Consider the following 26,730-nt stretch of genomic DNA (forward strand, 5'->3'; position numbering starts at 1 on the left):
GCGCTCAGGCAATGGAACGTTGTGGTTGGCCCGAGTATTCACTCAGGGGACGGATCAGTGCGTTCGACGCCGCTTGTTCCATGATGTGTGCGGTCCAGCCCACGATGCGGGCCATCACGAAAAGCGGTGTGAAGACCGGGATGTCGAAACCCATGAGGTAGTAGGCCGGCCCGGTGGGGAAGTCGAGGTTCGGCTTGATCCTGGTGGCGGTGAACATCTCGCGCTCCAGCACGGTGTAGATGTCCAGCCACCGCTGGCCGCCGCGGGCTGCCACCACCCGGTCGAGCGCAGCCTTCATCGTCGGCACCCGAGAGTCACCGTTCTTGTAGACGCGGTGTCCGAAGCCCATCACCTTCTCTTTGCGAGACAACTTGCCGTGCAACCACTTCGGGGCGTTCGCGGCCGAGCCGATCTCCAGCATGTCGTGCATGACGGCCTCGTTGGCGCCGCCGTGCAGCGAGCCTTTGAGGGCGCCGATGGCGGCGGTCACCGCGCTGTAGATGTCCGACTGCGTGGAGGTCACCACCCGGGCGGCGAACGTGGACGCGTTGAAGCTGTGCTCGGCATACAGCACCATGGACTGGGAGAACGCGACGACGATCGCCGGTTCGGGGACCGATCCGAAGCACATGTTCAGGAAGTTCTCGGCGTATCCCAGCTGACTGTGCGGTGCGATGGGCGAAAGTCCTTGCCGTCGGCGGATATCGGCGGCGACGATCGTCGGCAGGACGGCGAACATGCGCAGTGACTTGGCGTAGTTGGCGGGAGTCGTGCTGTCGTCCTCTTCCGGATCCTCGGCGCCGAGGTAGCTGATCGCGGTGCGGACCACGTCCATCGGGTGGCAGCTCTCGGGCAGCTTGGCCAGCAGCGAGTACATCGACCGGTCGATCCGCCGGGACGCCCGCTCGCGCTGGCAGAACATCGCGAGTTCGTGTTCGGTCGGCAGCTCGCCGTGCCACAGCAGGTAGGCCACCTGCTCGAACGTGCAGTGCGTCGCCAGATCCTGTACCGGATAGCCCCGGTAGGTCAGGCTGTTGGTCTCGGGCACGACTTTGGAGATGGCGGTGGTGTCGACGACGACACCGGCCAGACCCTTGTGGATGTGGGGCGGTTGAGTGGTCATGATTTCACGTCCTGGAGGGTGAAATTGAAGATGTCGGAATCGAATTGGTTGTATTCGGCATAGCGCAGCAACTCGTACAGCCGGCTGCGGTGTTGCATCTGGCCGAGCAGGCCGGCCTGGGTTCCGGCGGTGTGGATTTCGCGCAGGCCCATCTCGACCGCGTGCATCGCCAGACGCAGCGTGGTGACCGGGTAGATCACCAGGTTGTAGCCGATGTCTGACAACCGCTGGGCCGTCACGAGTTCCGACTTGCCGAACTCGGTCATGTTGGCCAGCAGGGGAGTGTCGACCGCTGCCCGGAACTGCTCGAATTCCCTTGGGGTGGACAGTGCTTCGGTGAAGATCAGGTCGGCGCCGGCATCGGCGTAGGCCTTGGCCCGGTCGATGGCCGCGGCGATGCCCTCGATTCCGGCGGCATCAGTGCGCGCACAGATGACGAAGTTGGGGTCCCGGCGAGCGGCGACCGCGGCACGCAGTCGCTTGATCATCTCGGTGGCCGGCACGACTGCCTTACCGTCGAGGTGGCCACAGCGCTTGGGGTTCACCTGGTCCTCCAGATGGCAGCCGGCCAGCCCGGCATCCTCCAGGATCGTGATGGTGCGTGCGGCGCTCATCGGCTCGCCGAAGCCGGTGTCGGCGTCCACCAGGGTGGGCAGGTCGGTGGCCGCGGCGATCTGGGCGCTGCGGGCGGCCACCTCGGTCAAGGTGGTCAGCCCGATATCGGGCAGGCCCAGGTCGGCCGACAGCACCGCGCCCGAGACGTAGACCCCCTCGAAGCCGATCTCTGACACCAGCTTCGCCACCAGTGGCGAGAATGCGCCCGGATAGCGTTGCAGCCGGCCGGAATTCAGTGCCGTCCGCAACGCCACCCGCTTGTCGGCGGCCGAGACCCGCGAGCCGAGCAGGCCGGCGCTCATCGGAAAATCCCCGACGGGATCGTGGGCGCCTTGTCCAGCACGACCTGGTCGACGCGCACGTTGAGGGCGCCGAGGCTGCCCGGCTTCATGGCCGCAAGGCCGTCGACCACGGCCAGGAACCGGTCCTGCTCGGCAGGGGCGACGACGCCTTCGGCGAGCGTGGTGAACTTGTCGCGGTACTGCTCACGCCCGAACGGACGCGCGCCGAGCGGGTGCGCGTCGGCCACGGCCAGCTCGTCGACGATCACCTCGCCGCTCTTGAGCGTCACCACGGCCCGGGCGCCGAACGCCTTCTCCGCCGGGTCATTCGAGTGGTAGCGCCGGGTCCACTCCGGGTCCTCGACGGTCGAGATCTTGTGCCACAGCTCGATGGTGTCCGGCCGGCGGGCGCGCTCGGGCGCGTACGACCGTTCGTGGTGCCACTCACCGTCCTGCAGTGCGACCGCGAAGATGTACATCACCGAGTGATCCAGGGTTTCCCGTGTTGCATCCGGGTCGAACTTTTGCGGATCGTTCGAGCCGGTGCCGATCACGACGTGCGTGTGGTGACTGGTGTGCAGCACGATGGTGGCGATCTGGTCGACATCGCCGATCCGCGAACGCATCCGGCGCGCCAGGTCGATGGGGGCCTGGCTCTGGTACTCGGCGCTGTGTTCCTTGGTGTAGCTGTCCAGGATGGCCAGCTTGGGTTCACCGGGGCCGGGCAGCGGCACCCGATAGGTGTGCTCGGGCCCGGACAACAGCCAGGCGATGACGCCGTCCTCGCCTTCCCAGATGGGGGCGGGGGAGCCTTCACCGCGCATGGCACGGTCCACGGCCTCGATCGCGACCTTGCCGGCCAGCGCTGGGGCGTAGGCCTTCCAGCTGGAGATCAGACCCTTGCGGGACTGGCGGGTGGCGGTGGTGAGGTGCAGCGCCTGGCCGACCGCGGCATAGATGGTCTCGGGGTCCAGCCGGAGCATGGTGCCGAGGCCGGCGGCGACGGACGGGCCGAGGTGCGCGACGTGGTCGATCTTGTGTTCGTGCAGGCAGATTCCGCGGACCAGGTCCATCTGCACCTCGTATGCGGTGGCGATGCCGCGGATCAGGTCGGCGCCGCGGACGTCGAGCTGCTGGGCCACCGCGACCAGGGCCGGGATGTTGTCCCCCGGGTGCGAGTACTCGGCGGCCAGGAAGGTGTCGTGGAAGTCGAGTTCGCGGACGGCCACCCCGTTGGCCCAGGCGGCCCACTCGGGCGAGTAGGTGCCGTCGATGCCGAATACCGTGGCACCGCGCGGCGTGCGGTGCGCCTGTGCCTGGGTCCGGGCGACGGTGACGGGACGCCGGATCACCGATGCGGCCGAGACCGCGGCGTTGTCGATGATCCGGTTGACGACCATCGCCTCGACTTCGGGCGTCACGTCGACCGGATCGGCGGCCACCTCCGCGATCTTCCACGCCAGGTGTTCCGAGCGGGGGAATTCCTCCGCGCTGCGTCGGGTGCGTACCTCGTGTGTCTGCATGATTCGCACGCTACGCAGCTGATCGCGAGCCGGAAAGACCCTGTATTTGCGTAATTTTGCGTCCTTGGTGGTTGTAGTTTGCGAACTTTGTGTAAGCCGCGGGGGTTAGGCTCGCGGCAGTGGCAAAGACATTCGTGGGCGCCCGTCTGCGACGGCTGCGCGAGGAACAGGGCCTGACGCAGGTCGCGCTGGCGCGCGTCCTGGGTTTGTCGACGAGCTACGTCAACCAGCTGGAGAACGACCAGCGCCCGGTGACGGTACCGGTGCTGCTCACCTTGGCGGAGCGCTTCGATCTGCCGACCAACTACTTCGCGCCCGAATCGGACGCGCGGCTGGTTTCCGACCTGCGCGAGATCCTCGCCGACACCTCGGCGACGGCCGGCCAGATCGAGGAACTGGTGGCGAGAATGCCGGCGGTCGGTCAGATGCTGGTCAGCATGAACCGCCGATTGTTCGATGCCACAACCGAACTCGACGCCATGCACACCCGCGCCACCGTCGACGCGTCGGCGCCGTTGCCGCAGCCGATGCCGTTCGAAGAAGTCCGGGACTTCTTCTACGACCGGAAGAACCACGTCGGTGAACTGGACGCCGCGGCCGAATCGTTGTTCGGCCGGTTCGCTATGCGGCTCGGCGGTTTGGATGCCCAACTGGCCGACTTGCTGACCGCAGAGCTCGGCATCAGTGTGGTCATCGACGACGGGGAGGTGTTGGGGCCCAATGCCAAACGCTTGTACCGCGAGGACGTCGGCGTTCTCTACGTGGCCCGGTGGCTCCACCCGGGGCAGCGCGCATTCCAGCTGGCCACCCAGCTGGCGCTGTTGATGTATGCCGACCTGATCGCGGCGCTGGTGGCCGCCGACGACCAACTGAGCGCCGAGGCAAGGGAAGTCGCGCAGATCGGGTTGGCGAACTACTTCGCCGGCGCGCTGTTGATGCCGTACCGGCTGTTCCTCGCAGCGGCCGAGGAACTGCGGTATGACATCGACCAGTTGGCCCGCCGGTTCGAGGTCGGATTCGAGACCGTATGCCATCGGCTCTCGACGCTGCAGCGCCCCGAAGCCAGGGGTGTGCCCTTCATCTTCGTGCGCACCGACAGCGCGGGCAACATCTCGAAACGTCAGTCCGCCACTGCCTTTCATTTCTCCCGGGTGGGTGGCAACTGCCCGCTGTGGGTGGTGCACCAGGCCTTCGCGAGACCCGGGGAGTTCATCACCCAGGTGGCGCAGATGCCCGACGGGCGGTCGTATTTCTGGATCGCACGCACGACGACGTCGGCCCCGAGCCGGTTCCGGGGGCCGCGGAAGCGTTTCGCCATCGGACTCGGTTGCGACCTGGCGCACGCCGACAAGTTGATCTATTCGGCCGGCATCGACCTGGCCGACCCCGAGGCCGCGATTCCGATCGGTGCGGGCTGCAAGATTTGCGACCGCCCGGCGTGTCCGCAGCGGGCCTTTCCCTACATCGGTCGTCCCGTCCAGGTCGACCGGCACAGCAGCACCGATTTGCCCTACTCGTCCTCGGGCGGGCACACCTGAATTAATATCTGGGCACGTCAATATTCAGACTTGCCGAACCAGTTGGTTCGGGATTATGGTCAGTTTCCGAACCAATTGACTTGGGAGGTCCCTGTGGACGTCGATACCGCCCGCGCTCGTTTCACTGAACTGCGGGGCCAGGCTCATGTCGATCCCGCCGAGTTGGACGAAATCTGGGCCTCGCTGGAGCCGGTCCGCGCCGTCGACATGGTCGGCAACTGGAAAGGCGACGAGTTCGACACCGGTCACAAGATGAACGGCCAGCTGCAGGCGGTCCGGTGGTACGGCAAGATCTTCAAATCGATCAACGACGTCGAGCCCATCGTCTGCTACGACGAAGCGGGGCAACTGTTTTCGAACAGGGACCTCAGCCGGGGCGGCGCGTCGTTGTGGGACATCGAGTTTCGCGGCGAGGTGACCGGGACCATGGTCTACGACGGGCAGCCGGTGTTCGACCACTTCAAGCGGGTCGACAGCGACACCCTCATGGGCATCATGAACGGCAAGCGGCAGCGCACCGACGACAAGCTGTTCTACTTCCTCCTCGAACGCGACCAGTGAGGTAGCTGGCTGTTACCCTGGCGGATGCTATGAGAGCAGCCGGACATGCGACACGCGAGCGCATCATGGCTGCCGCCAAAGCGGAGTTCTCCGCCCTCGGATTTGCCGGTGCCCGGCTGAATCGCATTGCCGCCGAAGCCAATGCCAGCAAGGAGCGGCTGTACAGCTACTTCCAGAGCAAGCAGAACCTGTTCGAGGCGGTCGTCGAGCAGTGGATTCAGGACGCGCCGTACGACGCGATCTTCAAACCCGACGACGTGCCGGCGTACGCTGTCGCGCTCTTCGACTACATGGTCGCGGACCCGGTCGGGGCGCGGTTGCAGCGCTGGATCGAGCTGGAGGCCGCCGACGGGATGTTCGGTGACCACGTGCTGCGCCGCATCTTCCAGTCCAAGCTGGACCGGATCGCCGAGGCCCAGCGGAGCGGAATCATCGACGCGTCGTGGCGGCCGATGGATCTGCTGGTGCTGCTCAACGACATGACCTATGCATTGGCCGCGGGCGGATTCGGTATCGACCGCATCGTCGATCAGCCGCTGTCGCCGGAAACCGCCGCCGTCCGGCGCGCCGCCGTCGCCGAGGCCGCGCGCCGGCTGGTTCAACAGCCCGCCGGTGACTGACGACCTGGCCGGGTTCGGCCCGTTCTTCGCCATTGTGCGGCAACAGGATTCGCCGATGCCGCCGTGGCGGCCGATGGCCGAGCTCGTCGACGATCCCGACGCGCTGACCGCGCGCGTGCACAAGGTCAGGTCGGCGCTGATGGGCAACGGCGAGCCCGAGATTCGCGTTGCCGCGTCCGTCGCGCACCTGGGGCTGGTGGCGCGGCTGATCGCGCCGATGATCGGCACCGCCGCTCTCGGGGAGCCGGTGTCGTGGTCATTGGCCGACCTGGCCTGGCAGGACCAGCTGGGCGGTCCCTATCCACTGGCGGTCTCCGCGCGGCCGGCCGGGGGCGCGCCCGCAGTGGAAGTACTCACGAACGCGTTCGGGCGATTCGGCGTCAGCCCGAAAGTGTTGTGGGGCAACGTCGGGTCGGCCGCCAACAGTGCGGCCCAGCAGATCGGCCGGACCCGGCCCGACTTGGCCGAGCAGGCACGACAAGCGGCCGACGCGGTGCTCGCGGACCCCCGAGTCGACGGGGGAGTGCTGCGCTCAGGGCCGGCATTTCGCCGAAACAGCTGTTGCCTGATCTACCAGCTGGCCGGCGACAGGGCGGCGTGCTGCGGCGACTGCGTGCTCACCGCACCGGGATCAGATCGAACGCCTGCTTGATGATGCTCAGCAGCCACTGCGCCGCCGTCTGACCTTTGAACGTCGGCCAGGTCAGCTGGAAGTTCACCACCCACGGCTGGCCGGTGTGGTCGACGGCGTACCAGCTGAAACCGAGGTCGCCCGGCAGATTGCCGCCCTTGGAGCCGAGGTACGGCCACTTGGCGCGGTCCAGGTCGATGCCGGCGACCTTCGACATGATGTCCCGGACCGGCGCGGCCGGCCCGACAGCGGCGGCCTGCACCGCGACGTGCTCGCGGCAGATGTCGGCGGCGCTGCCGTACCACTCGGCCCCGATGCTGGATGCCGGCGTCCGGGTGCGGTACGGGTCGGGCTCGTACGGCCGTGAACTCACCTGCTGCAACAGCGCCGTGCGCTGCGCCTTGTCGCCGTTCTTCCACTGGTCACGCACATCGGGCTTGCCCCAACCGATCGAGAACAGCTCGTGCATGGTCGGGTACGGCGTCAGACTCGCCGGGTCGTGGTGCCCGGCGACCACGAGTGCCTCGTCGACCGCGGCCGGGCCGACCTTGTTGATCAGCATGTCGGTGGCCATGTTGTCGCTGACCGAGATCATCTGCTGGGCCGCCTCGTGCACCGTCACCTGGGTACCCGGCGCCAGGTTGTCCATGCCGGCCGAACCGAGCTTCTTGCCTTCGGCGGTGACGGTGACCTTGTCGTCCCAGCTGAGGGTGCCGGCCGACACGGCCCGCGCAACGGCAAGCAGCACATAGATTTTCATGATCGACGCCAGCGGCATCGGCTCGTCGACGTTGGTGCCGGCGACCTTGACGCACTTGCCGTCGACGACCTTGGCGACCTGATACGAGTAGTGCGCGCCGGACTTCGCGATCGCCGCGTCGACGTCGGCCCAGGACTTGACGGTCGGCGGACGCAGCGAGACCTCCATGCGGTCGACGGTGCCCTTGCCGTCGACGTGCAGCTGGATGTCCTGGTTCACGCCGTAGGAGTTGGTGACGTGCAGTGTCGACTGTCCGGCGCCGATGTCGATGCCGGTGAGCTTGAACGGGCGGTCCCACCAGATCCACTTCATCCGGTAGGTGATGTCGTCGACCTGGTCGGGTGCGGCGAGCGTCTTCACCCCGGCCGGCTCGATGGACCAGTCCGAGTTGAGCATGTCCATCGTCTGCCTGGACCGCATGCCCTGCGGGGTGCTCATGTCGATCAGCGCGCCGTAGGCAGCGCTCGATGGCGGCGCGACGGCTGCGGGCGTGCTGCTACAGCCGCCTAAGACGACGATGACTGCGCCGGCCGTGGCGAGCGCAGCCCGGGTCTTATGCCTGCTGGCCGGAACCAGCAACGTCCAACACAACCTCGAATTCGAGAAGTGATGCTCCGGTGGCGACGGGATTCGCCCGCTGCCCGGCGTGGGCCTCGACGGCCGGGCCCGTGGCCCAGGCCTGGAACGCCTCGTCGGACTCCCACTGTGTCACCACGAAGTAGCGGTTCTCGCCCTTGACCGGGCGGAGCAGCTGGAACCCGAGGAAGCCGGGCTGGCCGTCCACTGCGTGAGCACGGTTCGCGAACCGCTTCTCCAATTCCGGGCCGGCGTTGGGCGGAACTTCGATCGCATTGATCTTCACCACAGGCATGTGGTTCAGGTTACCGCGCTAGTCGACAGGCAGGATGGGGCCATGACGACCGACCTGCTCACCGCCCGGGGCGGCACCGGCGAGCCGATTGTGCTGGTGCACGGATTGATGGGCCGCGGGACGACGTGGGACCGGCAGTTGCCGTGGTTGACGGAATTGGGCGAGGTCTACACGTACGACGCCCCGTGGCACCGCGGGCGTGGCGTCCACGATTCCGAGCCGATCAGCACCGAACGGTTCGTCGCTGACCTGGCCGACGCGGTCGGTTCGCTGGGGCGCCCGGCGCGGTTGATCGGGCACTCGATGGGTGGGCTGCACAGCTGGTGTGTGGCCGCCGAGCATCCGGAACTGGTCACCGCGCTGGTGGTCGAGGACATGGCAGCGGATTTCGTCGGCTTCACCATCGGTGCCTGGGATCCCTGGACACATTCGATTCCGGTCGAATTCGATTCGGCGCAACAGGTTTTGGATCTGTTCGGCCCGGTCGCCGGCCAGTACTTCCTGGACGCTTTCGATCGCACCGAGACCGGTTGGCGGCTGCATGGCGAGGCGGCGCACTGGGTGGCGATCGCCGCCGAGTGGGGCACCCGGGATTACTGGCAGCAGTGGACGGCAGTACGGGCGCCGACACTCCTCATCGAGGCCGGCAACGGGGTCGCGCCGCCGGGGCAGATGCGCAAGATGGCCGAGATCGGGCACCGGACAACGTATGTGGAAGTTCCCGGCGCCGGCCACCTCGTGCACGACGACGCACCCGAGGTCTACCGCCGCGCGGTCGAGGATTTTCTCGCGTCCGTCTGATCATTCGAACCGGGAACGTGCCGCGGCGAGGTCGTGCGCGACGCGGTCAAGGTCGCGGGAGTCTCCCACGTCGGTCCAGTTGACGTTGCCGAAACCGTTGCGCGCACCGGGATTTCGGGTGATGGCGCTCAACAGGGCGCCGAGTGCGAAGGGGGCGACCATGATCGCGACCATCGCGACGAGAGTCAGGATGGTGTTCATGCCGATAATTCTCGAATCCGGGGCAACCGAATAAACAGTGGCAGTTCGGACGGCAATCGATAAAATACTGCCATGATCAACAGTGTCTCGGTCCTGGTGATGGACGGAGTGGCGCCGTTCGAATTCGGCGTGGTGTGCGAGGTCTTCGGCATCGACCGGTCAGCCGACGGTGTGCCGAACTTCGATTTCAAGGTCTGCGGGCCGGTGGCCGGGCAGCCCGTACGGACGTCGGTCGGCGCCTCTTTGACCCCCGACCACGGCATCGACCAGCTGCTGGGGGCCGACCTGGTCGCCATTCCGGCCGTGGCAGGTCCGGTCTATCCGCAGGCGGCGCTGGATGCCATCCGCAATGCCGCGGACTCCGGTTCGATGATCCTGACCATCTGCTCAGGGGTGTTCGTCGCCGGCGCCGCGGGGCTGCTCGACGGCCGGGCGTGCACCACGCACTGGATGCATGCGGACAAGCTGGCTCGCATGTTTCCCACCGCCCGCGTCGACCGTGACGTGCTGTTCGTCGACGACGGAAATCTGATCACCAGCGCGGGAACCGCTGCCGGCATCGATGCCTGCCTACATCTGGTGCGCCGCGAGATGGGTAGCGAGATCACCAACAAGATCGCGCGCCGCATGGTGGTGCCACCGCAGCGCGACGGCGGACAGCGGCAGTTCATCGAGCAGCCGATCCCGGTCCGGTGCTCGGAAGGCTTTGCGCCGCATCTGGATTGGATTCTGACCAACCTGCGGCAGCCGCACACGGTGGCGAGCCTGGCCAAACGGGCGAGCATGTCGGGGCGCACGTTCGCGCGGCGGTTCGTCGAGGAGACCGGCCGGACGCCCATGCAATGGGTCACCGATCAGCGCGTGCTGTACGCCCGTCGGCTACTGGAGGAGACGGATCTCGATGTCGACCGGGTGGCGGACAAGGCCGGATTCGGTACCGCAACCTTGCTGCGGCACCATTTCCGGCGCGTCGTCGGCGTCAACCCGTCCGACTACCGGCGGCGCTTCGCCTGTCCCAATCTGGTTGCGCCGCAAGCGCGTTGACTAGCCCTGCGGCCGGCACTGCACGTTGACGTACACGGTGTCGAACTGACCGGAGTTGATGCGCTGGCCCCGGCCGTCGATGTTGGAGCCGGTCAGCCCGTGCACATCGGTCACCGAGCACGCCGACAGCGGGCCGGAAGTGCTGGTGTTGACCTGGACGTGATAGCCGCGGGACTGCAGCTCGTTGATGGTGTCGACGGCCGAGCCGCCGCCGGTCGGCAGCGCGGAGGCCGTGGCCGGGGCGAGTGCCGCGGCAGCGATTGCGGCTGCGGCGGCTCCGACGATGACGAGGCCGCGTCGATTGTTGTTTGCTTTCTGTTCACCTGAAATTCGGTATGCGGTCATGCTTCCGTTCTATCGGAGCATCACCGCATGTGGTACTGACTCATGCCGTTCTCATTGGAAAGCAGGCGGTTTCATGCCGTTCTCATTGAAACGGGGTTTTTAGCGCTCGCCCTCACCCGCGAGTGCGTACCGGTCATCGGCGGTCTGCTCGACCAGGCCGTCGACCAGCAGTGAGTCCAGGGCTCGGTCGCGCTGCGCGGTATCGGTGAGCCACGCCACATCCAACTGCGCCCGCGTCACCGGAGTTGCGCTGCCGCGCAACACATCCAGCAGCCGACCCCGGACCTGGCGATCGGTCCCGGCGTATTTCTGCACGGGACGCGTCGGCGCGTCCAGCTCCGGATGGCCGGCGCTGCGCCACGCGCAGACGGTCAACGGGCAGACGCCGCATTTCGGTGTGCGGGCGGTGCAGACGATGGCGCCCAGTTCCATCAACGCGGCCGAAAACACATGTGCCGTGCCATCTTCGGGCAGGAGCGCGGCGACGTCGTCGAGGTCACGCGAGCGTGCGGGCGTGTCGGCCACACCGCGAACCGCGCGTGCCACCACGCGGCGCACGTTGGTGTCGACCACGGGGACGTCCTGCTGATACGCGAAGCAGGCGACGGCCCGCGCGGTGTAGGCGCCGACGCCCGGCAGTGTCAGCAGCGTCTCGACGTCGCGGGGTACCTCGTCGCCGTGTTCGGTGGCGATGACCTCGGCGCATTCGTGCAACCGCTTGGCGCGCCGCGGATAGCCCAGCTTGCCCCACGCGCGCAGCACGTCAGCGGCCCCGGCCGCCGCGGTCGCGGACGGCGTGGGCCAGCGGGCGATCCAGTCCCGCCAGATCGGTTCGACCCGCGACACCGGGGTCTGCTGCAGCATGAACTCGCTGACCAGAATTTGCCATGCGGTGACATCCGGGGCCCGCCACGGCAAGTCGCGCTGCGCCGTGCGGTACCAACCCAGGAGCTCGTCGGCGGGTATGAGAATTTGCCCTGAACTCATTGCGCGTCCGCTATGCGTGCAGGGCACAATGGGCGGCATGCCCAACTCGAACCCGATAAGCGCGTGGAAAGCACTGAGAGAGGGTAACGAGCGATTCGTTGCCGGTGAGTCGCTGCACCCCAGCCAGAGCATCGAGCGCCGTGCCGAACTGGCCGGCGGGCAGAAGCCGACGGCCGTCCTCTTCGGTTGCGCGGACAGCCGCGTCGCCGCCGAGATCATCTTCGACCAGGGTCTCGGCGACATGTTCGTCGTGCGTACCGCCGGTCACGTCCTCGACTCCGCGGTGATCGGCTCGATCGAGTACGCCGTGGCCGTTCTGGAAGTGCCGCTGATCGTCGTGCTCGGCCACGACAGCTGCGGTGCGGTCAAGGCCACCATCACGGCTCTCGACGACGGCGCGGTGCCGGGCGGGTTTGTGCGGGACATCGTCGAGCGCGTGACGCCGTCGATCCTCGTCGGCCGCCGCGAAGGACTCTCCGAGGTCGACGAGCTCGAGGCCAAGCACGTCAACGAGACGGTGCGCCTGCTGAGCGGGCGGTCGAACATCATCGCCGAGCGTCTGGCGTCGGGCAAGGTCGCCATCGTCGGCGCCACCTATCACTTGGCCGAGGGTCGGATCACCAAGCGCGACCACGTCGGCGATATCGGCGAATAGTCGGCGGAACTGGGGTGGCGAATACCACCCCAGTTCACAGACGACACGCCGGACCAGGTCAGAGCCCACCGCGTTTTGTGCCCTTACCGTGACAATGTGCCGGATCTAGAACCGCATGGCCCGCTGCCATCCCAGATCTATTTCCGTCGTCGGATGCTGGCGATCGGTGTCGCCGCAGTCGTCCTGCTCCTGGTTGTGATCATCGGGGTCGTCGTCTTCAGCAACAGCACGGGCGATTCCAAGGATGCTCAGCCCACCGCGAAGACGTCGACGTCCGCGACGCCGCTTCCGGGCGAAACACCCGGGGTGAAGAGTCCGATCGCGCCGCCGCCGAACGCGGCTCCGGCCCCGACGCCCACCCCGACCACCGCGGTCACGCCGCCGCCGGTGCTCAAGGCGGGCGACGACTGCCCGGACAGCACACTGGCCGCCAAGGGCATCACCAACCAGCCGACCTACGTGATCGGCGACCAGCCGAAGTTCACGATGGTGGTCACCAACATCGGCCTCGTCGAGTGCAAGCGTGACGTCGGTGCCGCGGTGCTGGCCGCCTACGTCTACTCACTGGACAACAACCGGCTGTGGTCCAACCTGGACTGCGCCCCGTCGAACGAGACCCTGGTCCGCGGCTTCAAGCCCGGCGAGCAGGTGACCACCGAGGTCACCTGGACCGGCATGGGCTCGGCGCCCAACTGCCCGCTGCCGCGTCAGGCGATCGGGCCGGGCACCTACAACCTGGTCGTCCAGCTGGGCAACCTGCGATCGGCCCCCGTGCCGTTCGTGTTGTCCGAGGCGCAGCAGCCCGGCGCGGGTGCACCGCCGGCGGGCGAGGCACCGCCCCCGGCGCCGGCGGCCCCGGCGCCCGGCGAGCCGACGCTGCCCGGCCCGGCCAACTGATCTCAGGCCAGCCGGTCTGCGATCGTCGACTCGGCGAGCAGCGACAAACCCTCACGGATGTGGCGGGCCCACATGGACCCGATGCCCTCCACCGACTGCAGGTCGTCGGCGCTCGCGGCGAGCAGGCCCTGTAGCGATCCGAACGACCGCACCAACAGGTCGACGTGTGCGAACTGCAGGCGCGGGATGCCGGCCATCGCCCGGTAGCCGCGCGAGCTCATCGCCGAATCCTGCGCCTCGGGCGTCGACGGATAACCGAAAACCCTTGCCAGCGTGGTGAAGTCGAGTAGCTCGTTGTCGCTCAGTGCGTCGAGCTCCTCGAGCGTCGCCGTCACCTGGTCGGCGGTCGGCGGGTCGGGGTTGGCGTGGTAGTCACGCACGATCAGTTCGCGGGCGGCGTCGTTGTCGCCGACGAGTTCGTCGAGCTGCAGCTTGAGCTGGCGGCCGTCGGTACCGAGCTCGACGACGTCGGCGTCGATCTCCAGGCTGATCCGGCGGACCATCTCCATGCGCTGCACGACGGTCATGACGTCGCGCAGCGTCACGAAGTCCTCGATCTCGGCCATCGACAGCTGCTTGCTGACCTCGTCGAGCCGGAACTTGTAGCGCTCCAGCGTGGCGATGGTCTGGTTCGCGCGCGACAGGATGGTCGCCGATTCCGGAACGACGTGCCGCTCCCCGGCGACGTACACCGTGACGATGCTCATCGAGTGGCTGACGGACACCACCGGGAAGCCGGTCTGGATGGCCGCGCGCTCGGCCGAGCGGTGCCGGGTACCGGATTCGTCGGTCGGGATGGACGGGTCGGGCACGAGCTGCACGTTGGCCCGCAGGATGCGGGTGAGGTCGCTGGAGAGCACGACGGCGCCGTCCATCTTCGACAGCTCCCGCAGCCGGGTCGGCGCGAACCGGACGTCGAGGGGGAAGCCGCCGTCGCAGATGGCCTCCACGCTGTCGTCGTAGCCCAGCACGATCAGCCCGCCGGTACGGCCGCGCAGGATGCGCTCGAGGCCGTCCCGCAGCGGCGTGCCGGGCGCCAGCTTGCCCAACGTCTCGCGCAGTGTCGGTCGGGCCAGATGCACGACGTTGCCGCGCCCGGCCCGGGTTCCCGCTTTCACCGACATCGGTGCACTCCTCGGTGGTTTTCCGGCCGGGCTCTACCCGGTCCGGTCCACATTCTCTGTGATCTTGCGTAACACCCGCAACGCCGCGGTGATGTTGTCGGCCGGCAGCACCCGAAGCCCGCGCGGCGGTGACTCGATTCCGGTGGGCACCACGGCCGTGGTGAAGCCGAGGCGGGCGGCCTCGGCGAGCCGGCGGTCCATGCCGGTGACCCGGCGCAGATCACCCGCCAGGCCCACCTCGCCGATGGCGATCGCGGTGGCCGGCAGTGGCAGGTCGGTGTACGCCGACGCGATGGCCAGCGCGACCGCCAGATCGGACGACGGATCGGTCAGCCGCATGCCGCCCACCGTGGACAGGTAGATGTCGTTGGTGCCGACGGGAAGCCGCGCCCGCTTCTCGAGCACCGCGGTGATCATGGCCGCGCGGGCCGAGTCGATACCGCTGACCGCGCGGCGCGGCGAACCCGCTGACGGCGAGCCGATCAGCGCCTGCACCTCGCCGATGAGTGGCCGCTTGCCGTCGAGGCTGACGGTCACCGCGGTGCCGGACACCGGGGCCGGCCGCTGGTCGAGGAACAGCCCAGACGGGTCGGCAACGCATTCGATTCCGTTGTCGTGCAACATGAAACAGCCGACCTCGTCGGCCGCGCCGAAGCGGTTCTTGACGCCGCGGACCATGCGCAGTGCCGACGCGCGGTCGCCCTCGAAGTGCAGCACGACGTCCACGAGGTGCTCCAGTGAGCGCGGCCCGGCGATGGCGCCGTCCTTCGTGACGTGGCCGACCAGAACCATCGCGATGCCCGTCGTCTTGGCCGCCATGGTGAGGGCAGTGGTGACGGCCCGGACCTGTGTCACGCCGCCGGTGACGCCGTCGGCCTCGGCGGTGGACATGGTCTGCACCGAATCCACCACCACGAGGGTGGGCTGGACTGCCTCGATGTGGCCGAGCGCGGTCTGCAGATCGGATTCGGCGGCCAGGTAGACGTCGTCGTGCGTGCAGCCGGTGCGCTCGGCGCGCAGCCGGATCTGCCCGGCGGACTCCTCGCCCGACAGATAGAGCGCACGCCGCCCGGACATGGCCCAGCGGTGCGCGACCTCGAGCAGCAGTGTCGACTTGCCGACGCCGGGATCACCGGCCAGCAGCGTCACCGAACCCGGTACGACACCACCGCCCAGCACGCGGTCCAGTTCGCTGATCCCGGTGTGGAAATGCCTGGTCGTGCCCGGATCGATCGAGCTGATCGGTACTGCGGGCGACGCCGGCGCGACGGCGCGATGCGTCGCGGGCGTCAGCGTGCTCAGTACGGCGACTTCGTTGACCGTGCCCCAGGTGCCGCAGTCCGGGCAGCGGCCCACCCATTTCGCCGTGGTGTGCTGGCACTCCGAGCAGCGGAACTGCGAACGTACTTTCGAACCGGTTCTGGCCATGCCGCGAACTTAGTCGCTGGTACCGACAGATTGCGTCAGGCTCGGCGTCCGAATCCGAGTCGCCTGGCCAGTTTTCGCATCAAGCCGGGTTGATCATCCGGGTGGTCCCCGATGACACCGAAATCCACGTGTACGGCGACGGGCCTGTCGTCGCGGTCGTACGTCGCAAGGACCGGGAAACCGCCGTCGCCCCAACCGGAGCCGCTGACGACGACATTGGCACCGGAGGCCGGGTCGAGTGACACATTGGCGTAGCCCGGGCCGATATCCGGTGCCCACAGGCCGCGGTCGATGGCCTCGGCGCGATCTGCCAGCACTGAATCCTCGACCGCCGCATCGTGAACCGCGAGCAGCCCGTGGTCGGTGCCGGTGAACGCGCCGAAGCTGGGGACGGGCGGCACGAGTAATTCGTCGGCGGAACCGAGCAGGGCTGGTTGGCCGTCGCCGATCGCCACGCTCAAATATGCCTGGCGGGGTTCAGGGGTGCCGTCGTCGCTCACATCGACCACCGTTGCCCAAACCCGGTACGAGCCATTCGGGACGGCGAGTATGCAACCGCCGCTTCTCGGGCCGAACGGATCCCGCGCGATCAATGCGCCGGTACTGACCTGCACCGTTCCGAGTTCGACGACGGTGCATCCCGCAGCGCGACCGGTGGTGGCTGCGAGGAACGAAGCGAGGCTAGTGATGTCCCTCGCCGCCGCCGGCAGGTGCCGGAGCGGCGTCGCCGGCCTCGCGGCGCGGGGCCTCGCCGGCGGAGATCGGGACCGCGATGGTCTTCTCGCCGGCGTTCTGGAACTTGAACGTGAAGTTGTAGTTCAGGCCGTTGCTGATGGGCTTGGTGAGCGCCACCATCGCGATGGAGGTCGTGGCGTCCTCGGACCGCGGCAGGGTCTGCTTCTGGCCGTCCGGGGTACCGACCAGCAGCACGCCGCCCGCGGGCACCGTGGTGCCGCCGTTGACCAGCACCTCACCGGTGTCGGAGGTGATGCCGATCAGCTTGTCGGGGTTGTCGGGCGACTTGTTGGTCGCGACGAACAGCAGCTCGACCATGGTGCCGGGCTTGACGAAGTCGCGGGTCTGCGGGGCGCGCAGGTAGACGTTGCGCAGATCCACACCGGCCTTCTCGTTGCCGATGGTGGTGGCGGTGCCGTTGACCGCAGGCAGCTGGTTCGCGCTCTGTGAGACCTGGCCGCTGCTGCAGCCGGTGAGCGTCACCGCGGTGGCCAGCCCGAAGGCGGCCAGCGTGACGGCAGAAGTGCGCGATTTCATGCGGTTCACTCAAGCCTCCTGCTTGGGCGCCAGCGGCGATGCGCGTGACGGCCTTGGGTATGTCCTGCTGTGTCCCCGGACTGGTCCGGCGTTCGACTATGCAGAGTAGTAGGTGGCGGTTGGCGGCGGTAGCGGAGGCCCGCCATCTGCCTGGTTCGGGCGTCTTTCCGGCCGGGAATGACCGGTGAATGGGACGTGAATCCGGGGGAATTCGGCCGGATTGTGGCCCCCGCCACTGCACGTAAACGCCGCGCTGTCAACCCCTTTCACGCATCTGTATGGCCCCTGACCTGCATTGTTGATCCGCGGGTGTCTGACGCCCGTGCTAACATTGCTATGTGAAAGGGGCCCGAATCTGATGATTTTCAAGGTCGGAGACACCGTCGTTTACCCACACCACGGTGCAGCATTGATCGAGGCGATTGAAACCCGGACCATCAAAGGCGAGCAGAAAGAATATCTCGTCCTCAAGGTTGCGCAGGGCGATCTGACCGTTCGAGTACCCGCAGAAAACGCTGAATACGTCGGTGTTCGCGACGTGGTGGGTCAGGAAGGCCTCGACAAGGTGTTCCAGGTGCTGCGCGCCCCGCACACCGAGGAGCCGACCAACTGGTCCCGTCGTTACAAGGCGAACCTGGAGAAGCTGGCTTCCGGTGATGTGAACAAGGTCGCCGAGGTCGTTCGTGACCTGTGGCGTCGTGACCAGGAGCGCGGGCTGTCCGCCGGCGAGAAGCGCATGCTGGCCAAGGCTCGTCAGATCCTTGTCGGTGAGCTGGCCCTGGCCGAGAACACCGATGACGCGAAGGCCGCCACCATCCTGGACGAGGTTCTCGCCGCGGCGTCCTGAACGCCATCTCCAACGGAGCAGTGAACTTCCGTATCGGTCTCGGTACCGACGTACATCCCATCGAGGCAGGGCGGCCGTGTTGGCTGCTCTGCCTGTCCTTTGACGATGCTGACGGCTGTGCCGGGCATTCCGACGGCGACGTCGCCGCGCATGCACTCTGTGATGCCTTGCTGAGTGCTGCCGGCCTCGGTGACCTGGGCAGTGTCTTCGGCACCGATCGTCCCGAATGGCGCGGCGTCACCGGCACCGACATGCTCAAACATGTCGCCACGCTGCTGACGGCTGCCGGTTTTCGGGTCGGCAATGCGGCGGTCCAGGTGATCGGCAACCGCCCGAAAATCGCGCCCCGCAGGGAAGAGGCCCAGCAGGTGCTGTCGGCGCTTCTGGATGCTCCTGTCTCCGTCTCGGCGACCACCACCGATGGTCTCGGGCTCACCGGTCGGGGCGAGGGTCTGGCGGCGATTGCGACGGCGCTGGTGGTCTCGCTCGATTAGGCCGGTAAGCTGGCCCGTCGTGACCGAAAACCGTCTCGAGGGCCTGCGGCTCTACGACACCATGACCGGTGCCGTGCGGGACTTCACCCCGGTGCGGCCCGGACACGCATCCATCTACCTGTGTGGCGCAACCGTGCAGGGCCTGCCCCACATCGGCCATGTCCGCAGCGGCGTCGCCTTCGACGTGCTGCGACGCTGGCTGACGGCCAAGGGCTACGACGTTGCGTTCATCCGGAACGTCACCGACATCGACGACAAGATTCTCAACAAGGCCGCCGAAGCCGGCCGGCCCTGGTGGGAGTGGGCCGCCACCTTCGAGCGGGCCTTCACTGCCGCCTACGACGCGCTGGGCGTGCTGCCGCCGTCGGCCGAGCCCCGGGCCACCGGGCACATCACCCAGATGGTCGAGGTCATCGAGAAGCTGATCGAGCGCGGGCACGCCTACGCGGCCGACGGCGACGTGTATTTCGACGTGCTGAGCCTGCCCGACTACGGCAAGCTCTCGGGTCACCGCATCGACGATGTGCACCAGGGCGAGGGCGTGGCGACCGGCAAGCGTGATCCGCGGGACTTCACCCTGTGGAAGGGCGCCAAGCCCGGTGAGCCGTCCTGGCCGACGCCGTGGGGCCGGGGCCGCCCCGGCTGGCACACCGAGTGCGTCGCGATGTGCCAGGAGTACCTGGGCTCGGTGTTCGACATCCACGCCGGCGGTATGGACCTGATCTTCCCGCACCACGAGAACGAGACGGCGCAGGCCAACGCCTGCGGCGACGAGTTCGCGCGGTTCTGGCTGCACAACGGCTGGGTCACCATGGGTGGCGAGAAGATGAGCAAGTCGTTGGGCAACGTGCTGGCGATTCCGGCTGTGCTGCAACGGGTTCGGGCCGCCGAGCTGCGTTACTACCTGGGCAGTGCGCACTACCGGTCCATGCTCGAGTTCTCCGAGAACTCGCTGCAGGACGCGGCCAAGGCCTACACCGGCATCGAGGAGTTCCTGCACCGGGTCCGCACCCGGGTGGGTGCCGTCGAGGTCGGTACCTGGACCGAGAAGTTCGCGGCCGCACTCGATGACGACCTGGCGGTGCCGGCGGCCCTGGCCGAGGTGCACGCCGCCCGCGCCGACGGCAACCGCGCGCTGGATGCCGGTGACCACGCCGGCGCGATGGCCGCGGCGACGTCGATCCGGGCCATGATGGGCATCCTCGGTTGCGACCCGCTCGACGAGCGCTGGGAAACCCGCGACGAGACGTCGGCAGCGCTGAACGCCGTCGACGCTCTGGTGCAGTGGGCGCTCAAGAGCCGCGCCGAGGCCCGGGAGAACCGGGACTGGGCTGCCGCCGACGCGATCCGCGACCAGCTGAAGCTGGCCGGCATCGAGGTCACCGATACCGCTGACGGCCCGCAGTGGGCCCTGACTGATGGGGTTCCTGGGGCGAGCGAAGCGACGGGGAAGAGGTAGGACATGGCCGGAAACTCCCAGCGCCGCGGCGCGATTCGTAAAGCGGGCACCAAGAAGGGCCCGACCGTCGGCTCCGGTGGCCAGCGCCGGCGTGGGCTGGAGGGCAAGGGCGCGACGCCGCGCGCCGAACAGCGCCCCAACCACAAGGCGTACAAGATCGCGCAGAAGGCCGCCCGGTCGAATCAGGGACGGCACAAGAAGACCGATGACGTCGAGGTCGTGGTCGGCCGCAACCCGGTCGTGGAATGCCTCCGCGCCGGCGTCCCGGCCACCGCGCTCTATGTCGTGCTGGGCACCGAGGCCGACGAGCGGCTGACCGAGTCGGTCACGCGCGCGGCCGATGCCGGTATCGCCATCATGGAGGTGCAGCGCCACGATCTGGACCGCATCACCAGCAACGGCATGCACCAGGGCATCGCGCTGCAGGTGCCGCCGTACCAGTACGCGCACCCGGACGATCTGCTGAAGTCGGCGACCTCCGACTCGAGCCCGGCCCTGCTCGTCGCGCTCGACAACATCTCCGACCCGCGCAACCTGGGCGCCATCGTGCGGTCCGTGGCGGCGTTCGGCGGGCATGGCGTGGTGATCCCGCAGCGGCGTTCGGCGTCGGTCAGCGCGGTGGCCTGGCGCACCAGCGCCGGAGCGGCCGCCCGGCTGCCGGTGTCTCGGGCGACGAATCTCAACCGAACGCTCAAGGATTGGGCCGACGCCGGCCTGACCATCGTCGGACTGGACGCCGGCGGCGACACCACCCTGGACGAGCTGGACGCCTCGGGGCCGATGGTCGTCGTGGTGGGCTCGGAGGGCAAGGGTCTGTCGCGACTGGTGCGGGAGAACTGCGACCACATCGTCTCGATCCCGATGGCGGGCCCCACCGAGTCGCTCAACGCGTCGGTGGCCGCCGGCGTGGTGCTGGCCGAGATCGCCCGGCAGCGCCGCTGATTCAGCGGTCGGTGCGGGGCCGCGTCAACTTGAAGCTGTCGACCGCCCGCACCTCGCCGAACGGACCGCTCACCGCGTAGTAGGTGGCGTCCATCGAGGTATTGCCACCCGGTTGGCCTGGGTCGACATCGAAAGCCACGAATCCGCACGGGTTTTCCCGATCGCGGAAGACGGACCAGGGCGCGGCTTCCTCGATGTAGTTCGGTGTCTTCCTTCCGGTGCCGGGATTCACCTCGCCGACGGACATGAGGACGCGGCAGCGCGGTTCGGGGAACAGCATCGTGTTCGACGGGATCGACGTGCCGCCCCCGCCGATGACCAGGTGCACGGTGCCCTTGCTGGTGTCGATCGAGTCCGATTGTGCGGCAACCGGATTCGGTGTCAGGGTGTCGGTCGGCAGGGTGCCGCGGAGCGCATGGCTGCGTTCGTAGTGGTGCTCGTGCCCGCACACCACGAGGTCGACGTTGAACCGGTCGAACAGGGGCAGCCAGTTCTCGCGGATGCCGAGGTCGGCGCCGTTGGTCTTGTTGCCCGTGGAGACCGCCGTCTGGTGCATGCACACCACCACCCAGTCGATGTCCTTGTTGCTGCGGGTTCGTTCGAGTTCTTTTTCCAGCCAACGTTTTTGGGCGCCACCGGAGTAGCCGCGCACGTATGAGTTGCCGCCGTCCTGGTAGCAGACGTCGTCGTTGGCGAGGATGATCACGCGGACCGAGCCGGCGGTGAAGGCGTACCAGAGGCCACGCAGTTCGGGGTCGGAACCGGAGTCCGGCAGCCCGAAGTAGGCCTGGTAGGCGCCGTAGCCGATCGGGCCGTTGCCCAGTTCGTTCTCGTGATTGCCCGGCGCCGGCATCCACGGCCGGTGCCGCGCGGAACGGGTGTTGTTCTCGAACCATTCCGACCAGGTGCGGACCCGGTCGTGCGCGAGGTTGGCGTAGCAGAGGTCGCCGTTGACGAGGTGAAACAGCGGGGCCAGCCGTTCGACCGCGGTGGTGATGTCGCCGGCGGCCGGCGATCCGACGTGATCGCTGCCGAACGATGCCGCGACCTTGGCGTCGAGCATGGGCGTCGACTGGTCGCCGAAGCTGGTGAACCGGATGGGTGCGCGGCCCCGGGGTGCGGTACGCACCGAGCCCAGTTCGGGACTCGCGCCGTCATGCACGGCGGCGTAGATGTAGTCGGTGTCGGGCGCGAGGCCGGTCAACCGGGCATGGTGGACGCGAATCTCACTGCGTGACGCCGCGTCGCGGTAGGTGACGGTCTCGGCCGCGACGGCGGTGCCGACACCGTCGTCCGGGGTGCCCAGCATGACGTGGGGATTCTGCACTGCGGACGCGGTGTGCCAGGACACCACGACCTCGGTGGCCGCGTCGGAGCCGAACTGGGTGTGCAGCCCGGTGACCGGTGGGGCGCCGCCGCGGTCGGCCCGCTGCCACAGCATCGGACCGCTGCGCGTGGTCGTGACGTATCCGGTGGCGCCGGCTCCGAGGCCCGCGCCGACGAGAGCCGACGTGCCTCCCACGATCAGCGATCTGCGGCTCACGTCCACGACAGCCATCTTGCCTGCGATGCGGACCGCCGGCCCGGCGGCAGCGCCGCCCGACAACGAATCGACGTGTGCTGTTCTCGCCGCGGTAACCGCGCTGGCTCAGCGGCGCTGCAGCTCGACGACCGGGATGACGCGGTCGGTCTTCTTCTCGTAGTCGGCGAAACCGGGTGCGCGCTCGACGATGCGGGCGTAGGCGGCGTCCCGTTCGGCACGGGGCAGTTCGCGCGCCACAACGTCGTATTCCTCGGTGCCGATTTCGATGTGGGCGTTGGGATTTGCCCGCAGGTTGTGTACCCAGGCCGGGTCGGCGTCGGCGCCGCCGGCGGATCCGACGATCAGTCGCTTGCCGTCGATGACGAACGTGGCCGCCGGGTTCACCCGCGGCTCACCGCTCTTGGCGCCGGTGGTGTGCAGCAGGAGCAGCGTCAGGTTCTCGAACGGTCCGCCGACCTTGCCGCCGTTGGCCCGGAATTCGGCCATGATCTGTTCGTTCCAGCTGTCGGCCATTCGTCTTCCCCGCTCATCGCAGTCCCAACATCGAACAGGTCAACCATAATCCGGTCACGGCCAGAATCAGGGTGACCGGCGCCGTCACCAGCCCGACGGTCGTGAACTCCCGGGCCCGCGCGGGCATCTCGCCGCGGACCACGTTGCGCCACAAGAGGTTCGACAGCGATCCCGGATAGGTCAGGTTGGGGCCGATGTTCACCCCGATGAGGACCGCCAGCACCGCGACCGGCCCACCGGACGCGACCAGCGGCAGCAGCACCAGCACGGCGGGCAGGTTGTTGATCAGATTCGAGAGCAGCGCCGCGATGGCCGCGATGCCGAGCAGTGCCGGCAGCGTGGCGCCGTGTGGCAGCAGCTGAGAAAGGACCCGGCCCAAACCGAGATCCAGTACCGCGCTCACCAATACACCCAGCGCCAGCACGGCGACGAGGAACGGCACGTTGGCTGCCCGCACGATGCCCATGGGCGTCTCGTGACCGCGCACGACGGCGCGCACCGCCAGCACCGCGGCGCCGGCGAACGCGGCCCACGCCGGCTCCAGGCCGAGCAGTGAGGTGGCGCCGAAGCCGATCAGCGTCAGGATCAGCACGGTCAGGACGAAATACGGGATCTCGGGTGCGGGTGGAGCCGGCCTGTTGGCGGCGCCGGCCCGCAGTTCACGCCGGAAGTACCACCGCAGCAACACATATTCGGCGGCGACCGCGAACAGCCAGGGCAGGGACATCGCCGCGGTGAATCTGGTGAAGCTCAGGCCCGCGGTCGTGAAGGCCAGCAGATTCGTCAGGTTCGACACCGGCAGCAGCAGCGACGCGGTGTTGGCCAGGTGGGCCGCGGCATAGCCGTGCGGCCGCGCCGGCACGCCGAGCGTCCGTGCGGTCGACAGCACGACGGGCGTCAGCAGCACGACGGTGGCATCGAGGCTCAGCACGGCCGTCGTCCCGGCCGCGATGACGAAGACGATGACCAAGAGGCGGCGCGCCGCGGACTGTCCGGCGCCCCAACTGTGCCGGGCCATGTAGACGCCGGCGGCGTGGAACAGCCCCTCGTCGTCGCAGAGTTTGGCCAGCACCAGGACCGCGGCGAGAAACCCGACGACCGGCAGCAATCGGCCGATCTCGTGGAGTGCGGTGTTCACAGCCAGGGATCGGCGGGTTGCCAGAGCGTCGGCAGATGCAGCGGCAGGCCGTCGTCGGCGGCCAGCCGGCTCAGGACGCGCATCGAGACGTCGAGGTCGTCACCGGCGTACGGCAGGGCGCGCAGCGGCTCGTGCAGGGGCCGGAAGAAGTCGTCCCAGTGCGTCAGCACCACCCGGAGGGCCCCGACGGTCCGAACCGTCTCGTTCCAGTAGTCGACCAGGTACTGCTCGGGCTGCAGACCGAGCTGCCCGATCCCGAGATACACGACCTCGGCGCGCTGCCCGGCGAGGGCGCCCGGCACGAATCCGGCGCTGCCGACGGCGAGCAGGCGGCGGCCGCTGCTGCGGTGGTGGATGTGCGTCGACCACGCCTCGCCGCACTTATATGCCGATGCCCGCACCGGCGGCACCACGGGTGCGGTGATGGTGCCGGGAAAACGGTCGGGTGGGCAGTGGTGTCCGGTGAACAGCGTTACGTCGAAGGCACCCAACGTGATCGGCTCGCCGGGAGTGGCCACCGTCAACTGCGCGTCGGGAAGCCCGCCGCCGCGGCCGATGTTCGCGGCCGACGTCCCGCCCACCAGTTGCGCACCGGTCCGCGCGGCGACGACAGCGGAGTCCATGGCGTGGTCGAAGTGCGTGTGGACCGGCAGCACCGCATCGAGCCGGTCGATGCCGAGCCGGTGCAGGCAGCCATCAATACGCGGCACCGATGGCGTCAGCTTGCCCAGCCCGACGGCCAAGAGACTCGGCCGGGAGAAGAAGCCGTCGGTCAACAACGCCGACGAACCGTCGGACACCAGCATGGTGGTGACGCCGGCCCACGTGACGGACAGCGGCGAGTCGGAACCGGCCGCGGGCTGGTCGAAGTAGCGGGTGTATGCGGCCAGGTCGGGCCGGCCCAGTTTCGGTCGCATCAGCAGAAGGCCTCGATCTGTACGTTCTCAGCGGTCAGCCGGTCGCGGACCGCCCGGGCGATGTCGACGGCACCGGGCGAATCACCGTGCACACAAATTGATTTCACGGTGATCTTGATGGTTGAGCCGTCGACGGCACCGACGCGGCCGGCGGTCACCATGGACGCCACCCGATCGGCGATCGCGGAGACGTTGTGCAGCACCGCATTGCGCCCCGTGCGCGGCACCAGTTGTCCGTCGGGGCGATATGAGCGGTCGGCGAAGGCCTCGGGCACGGTGCGAAGTCCGATCTCTTCGGCGGCGGCGAAGAACGCCGAGCCGGCCAGTCCCAGCACCGGCAGCGATGGGTCAACGGCGTGCACCGCCGCGGCCACCGCCCGCGCCTGCACATGATCGGTGACGATCGTGTTGTAAAGCGCGCCATGGGGTTTGACGTAGCTGACGGTCGATCCGGCGACGTGCGCCAGGGCCTGCAACGCGCCGATCTGGTAGATGACCTCGGCGGCCAGGTCGTCCGGGCCGACGTCGATGTAGCGGCGACCGAAGCCTGCCAGGTCGCGATAGCCCACCTGCGCGCCGATCCGGACGCCGCGTTCGGCGGCAGCGCGGCAGACCCGCAGCAGCCCGGCCGGGTCGCCGGCATGGAAGCCGCAGGCGACGTTGGCACTGGTGACCAGATCGAGCATCGCGTCATCGTCGCCCAGCCGCCACACCCCGAAGCTTTCGCCGAGATCGGCATTGAGGTCCACCGCTGACATGTCTGCCAGCCTAGGCTGGCCGGCATGTCCACTCGTGACGACATTCTCATCACCGCGTTCGGCCTCGTCCAGTTGATCGCCGCCGGCGACGTGACGCTGCTCGACGTGCGCTGGCAGTTGGCCAAGCCCGACGGCCGCGACGAGTATCTGGCCGGGCACATCCCCGATGCGGTGTACGTCTCGCTGGAGGACGACCTGTCGGACCACACCGTCACCGGGCGCGGTCGCCATCCGCTGCCGTCGGGCGCGGCACTGCAGGAGGCCGCGCGACGCTGGGGCGTGCGGGAGGGCGTGCCGACGGTCGTCTACGACGACTGGAACCGTGCGGGCTCGGCGCGTGCCTGGTGGGTGCTGCGCGCCGCCGGCGTCGAGAACGTGCGCATCCTGGACGGCGGGCTGGCCGCGTGGACCACCTCGGGTGGTCCGCTGGACCGCGGCGACGTCGAACCGGCACCGGGCAACATCACCGTCACGCACCAGGATCTGTATGCCGGGGCCATGCCGACGCTGACCGCCGACGAGGCCGCGGCGCTGGGCCCGCGCCTGGGGGATGTCCGCGCGCCGGAACGGTATCGCGGCGACGTCGAACCCATCGACCCGATCGCCGGGCACATTCCGGGCGCGATCAACCTGCCGAGCGTGCTGGCGGCCGACGGTACGCTGCGCACCGACGGCGCCGATGTGGATGGCGTGTACTGCGGTTCGGGTGTCACCGCGGCGGTGGCAGTGGCCGCGCTGGCGGCCGCGGGCCGGGACGTGGCGCTGTTCCCCGGCTCGTGGTCGCAGTGGAGCAACGAGCCCGGGCGGCCAGTGGGGCGAGCGTAGCGACGGGTAGTTGATCC

General features: G+C 68.2%; 29 protein-coding genes and 1 pseudogene. 13 read left to right on the plus strand and 17 right to left on the minus strand.

The features are described 5' to 3' along the window. Positions 1 to 4: 4 nt before the first annotated feature. The 3 genes from ACJH6H_RS01405 to prpD are packed head-to-tail and all read right to left on the minus strand — an operon-like array spanning position 5 to position 3,542. Complete coding sequence (locus tag ACJH6H_RS01405) at positions 5 to 1,123, minus strand: bifunctional 2-methylcitrate synthase/citrate synthase (RefSeq protein WP_406774103.1); 1,119 nt, start codon at positions 1,121 to 1,123, stop codon at positions 5 to 7. After that, positions 1,120 to 2,040, minus strand: a complete 921-nt coding sequence (gene prpB, locus ACJH6H_RS01410; protein ID WP_212807281.1) for a methylisocitrate lyase — start codon at positions 2,038 to 2,040, stop codon at positions 1,120 to 1,122. Before prpB ends, ACJH6H_RS01405 begins: the two co-directional genes overlap by 4 nt. Next, on the minus strand, positions 2,037 to 3,542 hold the full coding sequence (gene prpD, locus ACJH6H_RS01415) for a 2-methylcitrate dehydratase PrpD (protein ID WP_212807280.1): 1,506 nt from the start codon (positions 3,540 to 3,542) through the stop codon (positions 2,037 to 2,039). The genes prpB and prpD overlap by 4 nt, the downstream gene beginning before the upstream one ends. A gap of 119 nt (positions 3,543 to 3,661) precedes the next feature. Here prpD and ACJH6H_RS01420 point away from each other — a divergent pair, with 119 nt between their 5' ends. The 4 genes from ACJH6H_RS01420 (at position 3,662) to ACJH6H_RS01435 (ending at position 6,913) form a co-directional block, all read left to right on the plus strand. After that, positions 3,662 to 5,080: a short-chain fatty acyl-CoA regulator family protein gene (locus ACJH6H_RS01420; RefSeq protein ID WP_406774104.1), complete on the plus strand. Its 1,419-nt coding sequence runs from the start codon at positions 3,662 to 3,664 to the stop codon at positions 5,078 to 5,080. A 93-nt stretch (positions 5,081 to 5,173) separates the two neighbouring features. Beyond that, the gene (locus ACJH6H_RS01425; RefSeq protein WP_346415061.1) at positions 5,174 to 5,641 is read left to right on the plus strand and encodes a DUF4334 domain-containing protein; all 468 of its coding nucleotides are present in this window, start codon (positions 5,174 to 5,176) and stop codon (positions 5,639 to 5,641) included. Positions 5,642 to 5,706: 65 nt separating this feature from the next. Continuing rightward, entirely contained in the window at positions 5,707 to 6,261 is a 555-nt protein-coding gene (locus ACJH6H_RS01430) for a TetR family transcriptional regulator (RefSeq protein ID WP_135356475.1), read from the plus strand. A gap of 55 nt (positions 6,262 to 6,316) precedes the next feature. Beyond that, on the plus strand, positions 6,317 to 6,913 hold the full coding sequence (locus tag ACJH6H_RS01435) for a (2Fe-2S)-binding protein (RefSeq protein WP_167837992.1): 597 nt from the start codon (positions 6,317 to 6,319) through the stop codon (positions 6,911 to 6,913). Here ACJH6H_RS01435 and ACJH6H_RS01440 read toward each other — a convergent pair. Then, positions 6,879 to 8,243, minus strand: coding sequence for a serine hydrolase (locus tag ACJH6H_RS01440; RefSeq protein WP_371824493.1), 1,365 nt, complete (start codon positions 8,241 to 8,243; stop codon positions 6,879 to 6,881). The genes ACJH6H_RS01435 and ACJH6H_RS01440 overlap by 35 nt on opposite strands. After that, on the minus strand, positions 8,206 to 8,523 hold the full coding sequence (mhuD, locus tag ACJH6H_RS01445) for a mycobilin-forming heme oxygenase MhuD (RefSeq protein WP_020100898.1): 318 nt from the start codon (positions 8,521 to 8,523) through the stop codon (positions 8,206 to 8,208). Before mhuD ends, ACJH6H_RS01440 begins: the two co-directional genes overlap by 38 nt. 42 nt (positions 8,524 to 8,565) lie before the next feature. On the opposite strand from mhuD, the gene ACJH6H_RS01450 reads away from it, so the two are divergent. Beyond that, positions 8,566 to 9,324 (plus strand): alpha/beta fold hydrolase, encoded by a 759-nt coding sequence (locus ACJH6H_RS01450; protein ID WP_135356476.1) that lies wholly within the window; start codon positions 8,566 to 8,568, stop codon positions 9,322 to 9,324. Here ACJH6H_RS01450 and ACJH6H_RS01455 read toward each other — a convergent pair whose 3' ends face one another. After that, positions 9,325 to 9,525: a hypothetical protein gene (locus ACJH6H_RS01455; protein WP_135356477.1), complete on the minus strand. Its 201-nt coding sequence runs from the start codon at positions 9,523 to 9,525 to the stop codon at positions 9,325 to 9,327. Positions 9,526 to 9,597: 72 nt separating this feature from the next. Between ACJH6H_RS01455 and ACJH6H_RS01460 the strand changes: the two genes are divergently transcribed. After that, on the plus strand, positions 9,598 to 10,569 hold the full coding sequence (locus ACJH6H_RS01460) for a GlxA family transcriptional regulator (RefSeq protein ID WP_135356478.1): 972 nt from the start codon (positions 9,598 to 9,600) through the stop codon (positions 10,567 to 10,569). On the opposite strand, the gene ACJH6H_RS01465 is transcribed toward ACJH6H_RS01460, so the two are convergent. Both ACJH6H_RS01465 and ACJH6H_RS01470 read right to left on the minus strand, forming a co-directional pair. Beyond that, a complete protein-coding gene (locus ACJH6H_RS01465) occupies positions 10,570 to 10,914 on the minus strand; it encodes a hypothetical protein (protein WP_135356479.1) in 345 nt (114 codons plus the stop codon). 99 nt (positions 10,915 to 11,013) lie between these two features. Beyond that, a complete protein-coding gene (locus ACJH6H_RS01470) occupies positions 11,014 to 11,901 on the minus strand; it encodes an A/G-specific adenine glycosylase (RefSeq protein WP_135356480.1) in 888 nt (295 codons plus the stop codon). A 37-nt stretch (positions 11,902 to 11,938) separates the two neighbouring features. Between ACJH6H_RS01470 and ACJH6H_RS01475 the strand changes: the two genes are divergently transcribed. After that, a complete protein-coding gene (locus ACJH6H_RS01475) occupies positions 11,939 to 12,556 on the plus strand; it encodes a carbonic anhydrase (protein WP_135356481.1) in 618 nt (205 codons plus the stop codon). 153 nt (positions 12,557 to 12,709) lie between these two features. Then, positions 12,710 to 13,453 (plus strand): hypothetical protein, encoded by a 744-nt coding sequence (locus ACJH6H_RS01480; protein WP_135356528.1) that lies wholly within the window; start codon positions 12,710 to 12,712, stop codon positions 13,451 to 13,453. A 2-nt stretch (positions 13,454 to 13,455) separates the two neighbouring features. On the opposite strand, the gene disA is transcribed toward ACJH6H_RS01480, so the two are convergent. The 4 genes from disA to ACJH6H_RS01500 form a co-directional block, all read right to left on the minus strand. Then, the gene (gene disA / locus ACJH6H_RS01485; protein WP_346415104.1) at positions 13,456 to 14,535 is read right to left on the minus strand and encodes a DNA integrity scanning diadenylate cyclase DisA; all 1,080 of its coding nucleotides are present in this window, start codon (positions 14,533 to 14,535) and stop codon (positions 13,456 to 13,458) included. 75 nt (positions 14,536 to 14,610) lie between these two features. Next, entirely contained in the window at positions 14,611 to 16,005 is a 1,395-nt protein-coding gene (gene radA, locus ACJH6H_RS01490) for a DNA repair protein RadA (RefSeq protein ID WP_135356482.1), read from the minus strand. Positions 16,006 to 16,040: 35 nt separating this feature from the next. After that, on the minus strand, positions 16,041 to 16,619 hold the full coding sequence (locus ACJH6H_RS01495) for a DUF4241 domain-containing protein (RefSeq protein ID WP_212807273.1): 579 nt from the start codon (positions 16,617 to 16,619) through the stop codon (positions 16,041 to 16,043). Positions 16,620 to 16,686: 67 nt separating this feature from the next. Then, a complete protein-coding gene (locus ACJH6H_RS01500; RefSeq protein WP_371825686.1) occupies positions 16,687 to 17,286 on the minus strand; it encodes a hypothetical protein in 600 nt (199 codons plus the stop codon). Between the two features lie 349 nt (positions 17,287 to 17,635). Here ACJH6H_RS01500 and carD point away from each other — a divergent pair, with 349 nt between their 5' ends. The 4 genes from carD to rlmB are packed head-to-tail and all read left to right on the plus strand — an operon-like array spanning position 17,636 to position 21,019. Further along, a complete protein-coding gene (gene carD, locus ACJH6H_RS01505) occupies positions 17,636 to 18,124 on the plus strand; it encodes an RNA polymerase-binding transcription factor CarD (RefSeq protein WP_020100886.1) in 489 nt (162 codons plus the stop codon). A gap of 20 nt (positions 18,125 to 18,144) precedes the next feature. Further along, positions 18,145 to 18,618 (plus strand): 2-C-methyl-D-erythritol 2,4-cyclodiphosphate synthase, encoded by a 474-nt coding sequence (ispF, locus tag ACJH6H_RS01510; protein ID WP_020100885.1) that lies wholly within the window; start codon positions 18,145 to 18,147, stop codon positions 18,616 to 18,618. 19 nt (positions 18,619 to 18,637) lie between these two features. Beyond that, the gene (cysS, locus tag ACJH6H_RS01515; RefSeq protein ID WP_256445373.1) at positions 18,638 to 20,077 is read left to right on the plus strand and encodes a cysteine--tRNA ligase; all 1,440 of its coding nucleotides are present in this window, start codon (positions 18,638 to 18,640) and stop codon (positions 20,075 to 20,077) included. 3 nt (positions 20,078 to 20,080) lie between these two features. Then, complete coding sequence (gene rlmB / locus ACJH6H_RS01520; RefSeq protein WP_064984810.1) at positions 20,081 to 21,019, plus strand: 23S rRNA (guanosine(2251)-2'-O)-methyltransferase RlmB; 939 nt, start codon at positions 20,081 to 20,083, stop codon at positions 21,017 to 21,019. Position 21,020: 1 nt separating this feature from the next. Here the strand turns inward: rlmB and ACJH6H_RS01525 are convergent, their stop codons facing one another. The 5 genes and pseudogenes from ACJH6H_RS01525 to ACJH6H_RS01545 form a co-directional block, all read right to left on the minus strand. Beyond that, complete coding sequence (locus ACJH6H_RS01525) at positions 21,021 to 22,577, minus strand: metallophosphoesterase family protein (protein ID WP_212807271.1); 1,557 nt, start codon at positions 22,575 to 22,577, stop codon at positions 21,021 to 21,023. Positions 22,578 to 22,667: 90 nt separating this feature from the next. Further along, positions 22,668 to 23,075, minus strand: coding sequence for a nitroreductase/quinone reductase family protein (locus ACJH6H_RS01530; protein ID WP_212807270.1), 408 nt, complete (start codon positions 23,073 to 23,075; stop codon positions 22,668 to 22,670). A 13-nt stretch (positions 23,076 to 23,088) separates the two neighbouring features. Beyond that, positions 23,089 to 24,258, minus strand: a pseudogene (locus ACJH6H_RS01535) (SLC13 family permease); the annotation flags it as partial. Further along, entirely contained in the window at positions 24,210 to 25,130 is a 921-nt protein-coding gene (locus tag ACJH6H_RS01540) for an MBL fold metallo-hydrolase (RefSeq protein ID WP_226519851.1), read from the minus strand. The pseudogene ACJH6H_RS01535 and the gene ACJH6H_RS01540, both read right to left, overlap by 49 nt. Continuing rightward, positions 25,130 to 25,888 carry a LamB/YcsF family protein gene (locus tag ACJH6H_RS01545; RefSeq protein ID WP_406774105.1) on the minus strand — a complete coding sequence of 253 codons (759 nt, stop codon included), beginning with the start codon at positions 25,886 to 25,888 and terminating at the stop codon, positions 25,130 to 25,132. Before ACJH6H_RS01545 ends, ACJH6H_RS01540 begins: the two co-directional genes overlap by 1 nt. Before the next feature lie 24 nt (positions 25,889 to 25,912). Between ACJH6H_RS01545 and ACJH6H_RS01550 the strand changes: the two genes are divergently transcribed. Beyond that, on the plus strand, positions 25,913 to 26,713 hold the full coding sequence (locus ACJH6H_RS01550; RefSeq protein ID WP_226519849.1) for a sulfurtransferase: 801 nt from the start codon (positions 25,913 to 25,915) through the stop codon (positions 26,711 to 26,713). Positions 26,714 to 26,730 lie beyond the last annotated feature (17 nt).

This window comes from Mycobacterium sp. SMC-21, from assembly GCF_045310825.1.
In the GTDB taxonomy this organism is placed as follows: Bacteria; Actinomycetota; Actinomycetes; order Mycobacteriales; family Mycobacteriaceae; genus Mycobacterium.

Coding starts and splice junctions, on each gene's coding strand:
- ACJH6H_RS01470 (WP_135356480.1), bottom strand. CDS start 11,901: ATGAGTTCAGGGCAAATTCTCATACCCGCCGACGAGCTCCTGGGTTGG.
- ACJH6H_RS01405 (WP_406774103.1), bottom strand. CDS start 1,123: ATGACCACTCAACCGCCCCACATCCACAAGGGTCTGGCCGGTGTCGTC.
- ACJH6H_RS01450 (WP_135356476.1), top strand. CDS start 8,566: ATGACGACCGACCTGCTCACCGCCCGGGGCGGCACCGGCGAGCCGATT.
- ACJH6H_RS01430 (WP_135356475.1), top strand. CDS start 5,707: ATGGCTGCCGCCAAAGCGGAGTTCTCCGCCCTCGGATTTGCCGGTGCC.
- ACJH6H_RS01550 (WP_226519849.1), top strand. CDS start 25,913: ATGTCCACTCGTGACGACATTCTCATCACCGCGTTCGGCCTCGTCCAG.
- ACJH6H_RS01545 (WP_406774105.1), bottom strand. CDS start 25,888: ATGTCAGCGGTGGACCTCAATGCCGATCTCGGCGAAAGCTTCGGGGTG.
- ACJH6H_RS01525 (WP_212807271.1), bottom strand. CDS start 22,577: ATGGCTGTCGTGGACGTGAGCCGCAGATCGCTGATCGTGGGAGGCACG.
- prpD (WP_212807280.1), bottom strand. CDS start 3,542: ATGCAGACACACGAGGTACGCACCCGACGCAGCGCGGAGGAATTCCCC.
- ACJH6H_RS01480 (WP_135356528.1), top strand. CDS start 12,710: ATGCTGGCGATCGGTGTCGCCGCAGTCGTCCTGCTCCTGGTTGTGATC.
- radA (WP_135356482.1), bottom strand. CDS start 16,005: ATGGCCAGAACCGGTTCGAAAGTACGTTCGCAGTTCCGCTGCTCGGAG.
- ACJH6H_RS01530 (WP_212807270.1), bottom strand. CDS start 23,075: ATGGCCGACAGCTGGAACGAACAGATCATGGCCGAATTCCGGGCCAAC.
- rlmB (WP_064984810.1), top strand. CDS start 20,081: ATGGCCGGAAACTCCCAGCGCCGCGGCGCGATTCGTAAAGCGGGCACC.
- ACJH6H_RS01465 (WP_135356479.1), bottom strand. CDS start 10,914: ATGACCGCATACCGAATTTCAGGTGAACAGAAAGCAAACAACAATCGA.
- ACJH6H_RS01540 (WP_226519851.1), bottom strand. CDS start 25,130: ATGCGACCGAAACTGGGCCGGCCCGACCTGGCCGCATACACCCGCTAC.
- mhuD (WP_020100898.1), bottom strand. CDS start 8,523: ATGCCTGTGGTGAAGATCAATGCGATCGAAGTTCCGCCCAACGCCGGC.
- ACJH6H_RS01475 (WP_135356481.1), top strand. CDS start 11,939: ATGCCCAACTCGAACCCGATAAGCGCGTGGAAAGCACTGAGAGAGGGT.
- carD (WP_020100886.1), top strand. CDS start 17,636: ATGATTTTCAAGGTCGGAGACACCGTCGTTTACCCACACCACGGTGCA.
- ACJH6H_RS01435 (WP_167837992.1), top strand. CDS start 6,317: ATGCCGCCGTGGCGGCCGATGGCCGAGCTCGTCGACGATCCCGACGCG.
- ACJH6H_RS01455 (WP_135356477.1), bottom strand. CDS start 9,525: ATGAACACCATCCTGACTCTCGTCGCGATGGTCGCGATCATGGTCGCC.
- prpB (WP_212807281.1), bottom strand. CDS start 2,040: ATGAGCGCCGGCCTGCTCGGCTCGCGGGTCTCGGCCGCCGACAAGCGG.
- ACJH6H_RS01460 (WP_135356478.1), top strand. CDS start 9,598: ATGATCAACAGTGTCTCGGTCCTGGTGATGGACGGAGTGGCGCCGTTC.